This window comes from Cedecea sp. B1(4) (genome assembly GCF_059414925.1).
Window position 1 is genome coordinate 1 of sequence record NZ_JCAHMZ010000239.1, and the last position, 464, is coordinate 464.

General features: G+C 56.2%; 1 protein-coding gene. It reads right to left on the reverse strand.

The window, feature by feature from the left end:
- Positions 1-315: 315 nt before the first annotated feature.
- Positions 316-459 (reverse strand): helix-turn-helix domain-containing transcriptional regulator, encoded by a 144-nt coding sequence (locus ACR6JA_RS22775; RefSeq protein WP_494599748.1) that lies wholly within the window; start codon positions 457-459, stop codon positions 316-318.
- Between the last annotated feature and the right edge of the window lie 5 nt (positions 460-464).

The following is a 464-nucleotide window of genomic DNA, read 5'->3' on the forward strand; positions in this document are numbered from 1 at the left end:
CACAGGTCTACCCCCAGAAGAAACAGCGAAAAGCGGGCACATATCGAGGTATGAGAGAGATACAAAGGGTACGCATCGTGTGAACATTGTGAGAACAGAATTTTTCCTGATTCTGGCTTTGAGCCTGATCTATCTTGAGGGTACTGGGGGCTGTCAGACCGCGCGAGACCGATAAGTTCGAGGCCGCTGCTGTCGCTGTTTGCGGCGGAACTCGATGGGAAGTAGAGGCACCTTTCGTTGCGTAGTGGATCGGGAAAATTTCGATGTGCCCAACACCCACATGGGGGTGGAAGAGGGGTGTACCTGGATCCTAACTCAGTGCGTGGTATGGATGGGCTGCGCGACGAGTCGAACGCCGAGGGCTGCGCAAACGCGGCTTATGGTCTCGAAGCGAGGTTCGCTGCCAGGTCGGAGAGCTTTGTAGAGGGCTTCACGGGCGATGCCCGAATCCTTCGCCACTTGGG